We start from the raw sequence: 7,101 nt of genomic DNA on the forward strand, positions 1-7,101 counted from the left end.
TGCGGGGCTCCTGCGATTTCTAGCTGATTGCTTTTCACCAGTTCCGCAATCCCGGCCACTGCAGAACGGTAGTCGAGGCTATCACACAGTTGGCCGCTGAGAGCAGCCGGGCGCAGATCCGCCCACAACTCGAAATCCACCTCAAACCATTGCCCCAAAGCCCGTTCCGCCTCATCAAGGCCGGTATAACCGTAGTAGCGCAGGCCGGAGACGATCAGCCGATCCCGCAACTGCTCAGGGGGTTGCCGAGGGATCCGATCGGGATCCGGATAGGGCTGCTGACCGTCGCTGCTAACACTGGTGGGGATCTGTAGCTCCATCACAACCTCCCAGCTCGACCTGGAGACCCTATCCCGCAGGGCCTGGCGAAACAACGAAACCTTGGCTCGACCTTAGGAGCCGGTTGCCCCCTGTTCCCATTTCCTTTTTGATTCTTTAACAAACTCCGGGATCCCCATCCCTCAATGGCTGAGGGCCAACGCTCTCCCCTCTACGGTCGCTGCCATCTCCCACAACAGATCTTCCGTCTCTTCCCAGCCGATGCAGCCATCGGTGATGGAAACCCCGTACTGGAGCGGCGCCCCTTCCTGCCAGGTTTGCTTGCCCGGGTAGAGGTTGCTCTCCAGCATCAGCCCCATCAGAGCCCGCTGCCCCGCCTGGTACTGCTGTAGCACCGCTCGACAGACGGATCCCTGGTTGCGGTAATTTTTGTGGGAGTTGTCATGGGAGCAGTCCACCATCACCGAGCGAGGGATCCCTTGATCCTTCATCAGCAGTGCCGCCCGCGCCACATCTTCCGGGCCGTAGTTGGTCTTGCCCCCTCCCCCCCGCAACACAATGTGTCGATCCGGGTTGCCGGTGGTTTTTACCAAAGCCGTCATGCCATCTTGGCCGATGCCCAGGAAACTGTGGGGATGGCTGGCGGAGAGAATGGCATTGAGCGCAATTTCCAGCCGCCCGTCGGTGCCGTTTTTGAAGCCCACAGGCATGGAGAGGCCGCTGGCCATTTCCCGGTGAGTTTGGCTTTCGATGGTTCTGGCGCCAATGGCCGCCCAGCTCACCAGATCTGCCGTGTACTGAGGGGTCACCGGATCCAGCATCTCGGTGGCACAGGCCAGGCCCAGCTCGTTGATCTGCAAGAGAATGGAACGGGCCAGTTGCAGGCCGGTGGCAATGTCGCAGGAGCCATCCAGGTGGGGATCGTTGATCAGGCCCTTCCAGCCCACCGTGGTGCGGGGTTTCTCAAAATACGTACGCATGACAACCACTAGGTGCTCCCGAGTTTGGTCGGCCACCCGCTTGAGGCGATGGGCATACTCCAGAGCCGCTGCAGGATCGTGGATGGAACAGGGGCCGACGATCACCACCAAGCGATGGAGATCCCGTCCGTGGATGATGTCGCGGATGGCTTGCCGAGTGGAGAGCACCACCTGGGCTGCCGTTTCCGTAAGGGGCAGCTTGGCCTTGACAGCAGCAGGGGCAATCAAGGGAGTCACCTCTTGGATATTGCAATTGTCGGTTTGAGGGGGCATGGAACTGTCCTCAGCGTGCAAGTGGGTAGATGGGGTCGTCGAGCCATCAAAAAAGCCCTGGCGCTGGGCTCAGGGCTTCAGGACTGACTCGGGTAAACTGTAGGTCTTTGTTTACGCGCCACCCTTCTGCCCTGGTCGTTGCCAGGGAAAGGTAAAGTAGCCAAAAAAGGAAGCGCGCCAGACCATGCGGAGAGCAAACTTAAAACCTGTACGAGATAACTATACCCGAAAAAACCCTGTTTGCCATCTCAGGGATCCGGTTTCCTGGGGAAGTCTTAAGTCGACCGAGCCGCTGGCTTGGCAATCCAGTAGCCGCAGGGGTGTTCTCCCTGCACCTGCCAGGTGATGCGCTCTACTCGGCAATCGGGCAAGGCGGCAGCAAACATCTCCAGTTCGTGGCCGCAGACGCTGGGAAAGGTGTGGGCAATCTGAGCAATGGCGCAATTGTGCTCAACCAACACATACTGCTCGACGTAATACTCGGATCCCTCTGCTGCCAGCGGCACAGTCAGGTCGGCAGGATAGGGGTAGTACTCCGCCATGTAACCCTCCGCCTGGCGCAACTGCACCAAGCGCTCCAGCCGCTCCCGTAGGGATCCAGATCCCAGCTGGGCCTGATACTCCCGGGCTTTGCGCTGCCACTGGTGGTGGAGAAGGGATCCCATCTGTTCGGATCCCAGGGTTTCGGCCAGGGTGTTGAGCAGACCAAGGGCAAACTCGTCGTAGCTGGCGGGAAATTGCTCTTCTCCCAAGGGGCTGAGCTGATAGAGATGCTGGGGTCGCCCTAGACCATTGGGTTGAGCGACATGTTGGATCAACCCCTCTGCCTCCAGATCCTTGAGGTGGCGGCGGATGGCCTGGGGAGAAATGCGCAGGTGCTCTGCCAGCGTTTGGGCGTTGGCCTGCCCCGCCTTGCGCAGGTAGACCAAGATGGCCTGCTTACTCGAAGCGGGTTGAGCGACCTGCCCGGTGATCTTGCGCGCGCTGTCCACCCTCGCCCTCCTGGTTAGACTGGGATCCATCGGCTGCCGCTGCCAGCACAGCTCTCTGCTATTTTGACAACGGGATCATTGCTAAAGTAACCTGAGGATCAGTTAAACAACAACTCTGTTGTTTTATTTGGCCATCTGTCTTAGTCGCGTTTCTACCCTGTCACTACCCGAGAGCCATCCATGTCTACGAGCGTCCGCGCCCTGGTCAACCAGCCCTACAAGTACGGCTTTGTAACCGACATCCCCTCTGAGTCGATTGGCAAAGGCTTGAACGAAGAGGTGATTCGGCAGATCTGGGCCAAGAAAGGGGAGCCGGACTTTATGCTAGAGTTCCGGCTGCGGGCCTACCGCCAGTGGCTGAAGATGAGCGAGCCCACCTGGCCCAACGTCAGCTACCCGCCCATTGACTACCAAAACATTGTCTATTACTCCGCCCCCAAGGTGCAGCCCAAGAAAAAGAGCCTGGACGAAGTGGATCCGGTGCTGTTGGAGACCTTCGAGAAATTGGGGATCCCCTTGTCTGAACAGAAGCGGCTGGCCAATGTGGCGGTGGATGCCATCTTCGACAGCGTTTCGGTAGCCACCACCTTCCGGGAAAAGCTGGCCAAGGAAGGCGTGATCTTCTGCTCCATGTCGGAGGCACTGCGGGAGTATCCGGAGCTGGTGCGCAAGTACTTGGGCAGTGTGGTTCCCATTGCTGATAACTACTACGCGGCGCTGAACTCGGCAGTGTTCAGTGATGGATCCTTTGTCTATGTGCCCAAAGGGGTGCGCTGTCCCATGGAGCTTTCCACCTATTTCCGCATCAACAACGGCGAATCGGGCCAGTTTGAGCGCACCTTGATCATTGCCGACGAGGGATCCTACGTCAGCTACTTGGAAGGGTGTACTGCCCCCATGTTCGACACCAACCAACTGCATGCGGCGGTGGTGGAGCTGATCGCCCTAGACAATGCCGAGATCAAGTACTCGACGGTACAGAACTGGTATGCCGGCGACGAAAACGGCAAAGGGGGCATTTACAACTTTGTAACCAAGCGCGGCCTGTGTCAGGGGGCCAACTCCAAAATCTCTTGGACGCAAGTGGAGACCGGCTCCGCCATCACCTGGAAGTACCCCAGCTGTGTGCTGGTGGGGGAAAACTCGGTGGGCGAATTTTACTCGGTTGCCCTAACCAACAACTACCAGCAGGCCGATACCGGCACCAAGATGATTCACGTGGGCCGCAACACCCGCAGCAAAATTATCTCCAAAGGGATCTCGGCTGGGCACTCCAAAAACAGCTACCGCGGTCTGGTCAAAATCGGGCCGAAAGCAGAAGGGGCCCGCAACTTTTCCCAGTGCGATTCCATGTTGATCGGGGATCAGTGCAGCGCCAACACCTTCCCCTATATTGAGGTGCAAAACAACACCGCCAAAGTGGAGCACGAAGCTTCCACCTCTAAGATTGGAGAAGAGCAATTGTTCTATTTCCAGTCGCGCGGGATCGGCATGGAAGATGCCGTGTCCATGATCATCAGTGGCTTCTGCCGAGAGGTGTTCAACCAATTGCCGATGGAGTTTGCCGTAGAAGCCGATCGGTTGCTGAGCCTAAAGTTAGAGGGATCCGTCGGCTAGGGGATTGTTCCCGACGTGAAGCTGAGCAAGTGGGCGAGGCCGCTGACACGCTGTGGGAGCAGGCGCTGCCATTTTCAGGAGAAGGGTAAGGGGTTAGGTAACTCCCAAGGCAGAGGGCTGTGATCCCCTGAAGCCAGAGGCGGCCCAAGGGCTTGGCGACGTTGCAAACAGCGCATGGATGCAGGGGGGGAGAGGGGATAATCAAGGAGTTTTGAACCGTAAGGCTAGGCAGGAGAAGTTCCCCATGAGGGCATTTCTGGAGGAGTTCAAAAAGTTCATCAGCCGGGGCAATGCCTTAGATTTGGCTGTTGGCGTTGTTATTGGAGGTGCTTTTGGGAAGATTGTGACTTCTTTTGTAGCAGATCTGTTTACTCCAGTTTTAGGCTTGATGATTGGTGGAGTGAGCTTCCAGAACTTGGTCTGGAAAATCGGTGGAAGTCCTGAAGACCCAGTTACGATTAACTACGGTAGCTTTCTGCAAGCTGTGTTTGATTTTGTGATTATCGCTTTTGCCATCTTCTTACTGGTGAAGGCGATCAACACCCTACAGCGAAAGGAGGAAGAATCTCCTCCCACATTGCCCCCACCAGAAGTGGTTTTGCTGACAGAGATCCGGGATATCCTCAATCGCCACTCCCAATAGAGCTATAGGGGATCCTTAGGCCCAAAATCCAAACCTGGTTTAGGGATCCCTTAACTTTTCAGCTCCTGCCCTTCGGTGTCAACCCTAGAGTCTAGCCATGATCCGTGAAAACAGCCCTGTCATCTTATCCGTTCGAGATCTCAGCGCCGAGATCGACGGCACCCCCATTCTCAAGGGGTTGAGCCTGGAAATTCGCGCCGGAGAAATCCACGCCATCATGGGCCCCAATGGCTCTGGAAAAAGCACTTTTTCCAAGATCTTAGCCGGCCACCCTGACTACAGGGTGACGGGGGGCGAGATCCTCTACCTGGGAAAAAATCTCTTGGAGATGGAGCCAGAAGAGAGGGCTTGGGCAGGGATCTTTTTGGCATTTCAATACCCCATCGAAATCCCAGGGGTGAGCAACTTGGATTTCCTGCGCGCCGCCTACAACGCTCGCCAGAAATATCGGGATCAGCCGGAACTGGATGCTCTGGATTTTGACGACCTGGTACGGGAAAAGTTGGATATTGTCAAAATGGATCCCGTTTTTTTGGAGCGCTCTGTGAACGAGGGCTTTTCCGGCGGTGAGAAAAAGCGCAACGAGATCCTGCAAATGGCGGTGTTGGAGCCCACGCTGGCCATTTTGGACGAGACGGATTCCGGCCTGGATATCGACGCGCTGCGCATTGTCGCCCAGGGCATCAACCGACTGGCCGGCTCTGAGAATGCCATGCTCTTGATCACCCACTACCAACGCTTGCTGGACTATGTTACCCCCGACTACGTGCACGTGATGGAGGGGGGTCGTATCGTCATCAGTGGGGACAAGACCTTGGCGCTGGAGCTGGAAGAACGGGGCTACGACTGGATCAAAACTCAGTCGGGTCAAGAACCGGCAGCTGCGACATCTCGGCAGGAGAAAGAGGGATGAGCGCCACCTTGCCCAAACCTTTTGCCCCAGAGAGCCGCCTATTCCTGGAGCACATCCTCGGCCAAATCCCGGAAAGGCAGGATCCCTACACCACCCTTAGGCAGCAGGCCCGCGCCCAACTGGCCGAACTGGGGATCCCGACCCCACGGGAAGAGGATTGGAAATACAGCGATCTCTCGCCACTGCTGGCCCACAAGTTTCGCCTGGCTGCCGCGGCGGATCCGGCTCTGGATGCAGCAACCCTAGAACCTTGGCTTTGGCCGGAAGCCAGCTATAGCCGCGCCGTGTTCGTCAACGGCTACTTTGCCCCCCAGCTTTCTGATTTGAGCGGCCTGCCCACCGCTTTGCAGGTGATCCCTTTAGCCCAAGCCCCAGGGGAGTTGCTGCAAACCCTGGCCAAGACGGATGTGTTTACGGCCCTCAACACCGCTCATCTGGGAGATGGGATCCAGATTGGCCTACAGCCCGGCCAGGAAGTTCCGTCACCGCTGCACCTGCTGTTCATAACGGTGGCTCCTGAGGGAGAGGCCGTTTTGGCCCAGCCCCGCTGCCTGCTGTCTTTGCAAGCCCACAGCTCCCTCACGCTGATCGAAGATCATGTATCCCTGGGATCCGGGATCCCCTTTGGCAACGCGGTTACGGAGATCGCCCTGGCAGAGGGATCTCGTTTGCACCATGTGATTTTGCAAAGGCAGGGATCCCCAGCCTTCCACATCAACAAGACCGCCGTGCGCCAAAGCCGCAACAGCCACTACCGCCTCCAGGCCATTCAGTGGGGATCCCAGTTTTCTCGCCACAACCTGGAGATCACCCAAGCCGGAGCCCAGGCCCACACCCAACTGCAGGGGCTAACGCTGCTGAAGGGATCCCAGCACAGCGACACCCACTCCCGCCTGGTGCATCAGGCCCCCCACGGCAGCAGCCGCCAATTGCACAAGTGCATTGTGGACGAGACGGCCCATGCGGTCTTCAGCGGACGGATTCTGGTGAGCCGAGAGGCCCAACTGACGGACGCCGCCCAGACCAACCGCAACCTGCTCCTAGGCCCCAAAGCGCGGGTCAACACCCAGCCACAACTGGAGATCTTTGCCGACAACGTCAAGTGTGCCCATGGGGCCACCGTCAGCCAACTGGAGGCAGAAGAGATCTTCTATCTGCAAAGCCGGGGTATTCCCCAAGCTGAGGCCAGGCAACTCCTCACCTGCGCTTTTGCGGCAGAAGTTCTGGAAGGGATCCCGTTGGCTCAACTTCCCGCCCTGGTGGCCCGCCAGTTGGCTGGGATCCCGTGAATCCAATCAATTCCAATAACAATAATAAGTTGTTGCTCCCCCATTACCCTCAAGAGTGACCAGACTTGGGCGTGATGGATAGGCAGCAGTAAACTACCCGGCTCCGACCGCTAAG

The 7,101-nt window shown here is 57.7% G+C and carries 7 protein-coding genes; 4 read left to right on the forward strand and 3 right to left on the reverse strand.

Features of this window, described 5'->3' with window-relative positions; translation table 11 throughout:
* The 3 genes from NW818_RS12310 to sufR all read right to left on the reverse strand — a co-directional run.
* The coding region (locus NW818_RS12310; protein ID WP_414424715.1) for a dihydroneopterin aldolase at positions 1–320 on the reverse strand (320 nt) is incomplete at its 3' end.
* Positions 321–461: 141 nt separating this feature from the next.
* Positions 462–1,532, reverse strand: a complete 1,071-nt coding sequence (locus NW818_RS12315; RefSeq protein ID WP_414412697.1) for a 3-deoxy-7-phosphoheptulonate synthase — start codon at positions 1,530–1,532, stop codon at positions 462–464.
* Between the two features lie 275 nt (positions 1,533–1,807).
* Positions 1,808–2,524, reverse strand: coding sequence for an iron-sulfur cluster biosynthesis transcriptional regulator SufR (sufR, locus tag NW818_RS12320; protein WP_414424716.1), 717 nt, complete (start codon positions 2,522–2,524; stop codon positions 1,808–1,810).
* Positions 2,525–2,704: 180 nt separating this feature from the next.
* Between sufR and sufB the strand changes: the two genes are divergently transcribed.
* From sufB to sufD, 4 genes are all read left to right on the forward strand, one after another.
* Positions 2,705–4,141, forward strand: coding sequence for a Fe-S cluster assembly protein SufB (gene sufB / locus NW818_RS12325; RefSeq protein WP_099883711.1), 1,437 nt, complete (start codon positions 2,705–2,707; stop codon positions 4,139–4,141).
* Positions 4,142–4,385: 244 nt separating this feature from the next.
* Complete coding sequence (mscL, locus tag NW818_RS12330; RefSeq protein ID WP_011431004.1) at positions 4,386–4,784, forward strand: large-conductance mechanosensitive channel protein MscL; 399 nt, start codon at positions 4,386–4,388, stop codon at positions 4,782–4,784.
* A 97-nt stretch (positions 4,785–4,881) separates the two neighbouring features.
* Positions 4,882–5,697, forward strand: coding sequence for a Fe-S cluster assembly ATPase SufC (gene sufC / locus NW818_RS12335; RefSeq protein ID WP_414424717.1), 816 nt, complete (start codon positions 4,882–4,884; stop codon positions 5,695–5,697).
* Positions 5,694–6,986: a Fe-S cluster assembly protein SufD gene (gene sufD / locus NW818_RS12340; protein ID WP_414424718.1), complete on the forward strand. Its 1,293-nt coding sequence runs from the start codon at positions 5,694–5,696 to the stop codon at positions 6,984–6,986. Before sufC ends, sufD begins: the two co-directional genes overlap by 4 nt.
* Positions 6,987–7,101: the final 115 nt, after the last annotated feature.

It is taken from the genome of Synechococcus sp. R6-5, from assembly GCF_047461775.1.
Lineage (GTDB): Bacteria > Cyanobacteriota > Cyanobacteriia > Thermostichales > Thermostichaceae > Thermostichus.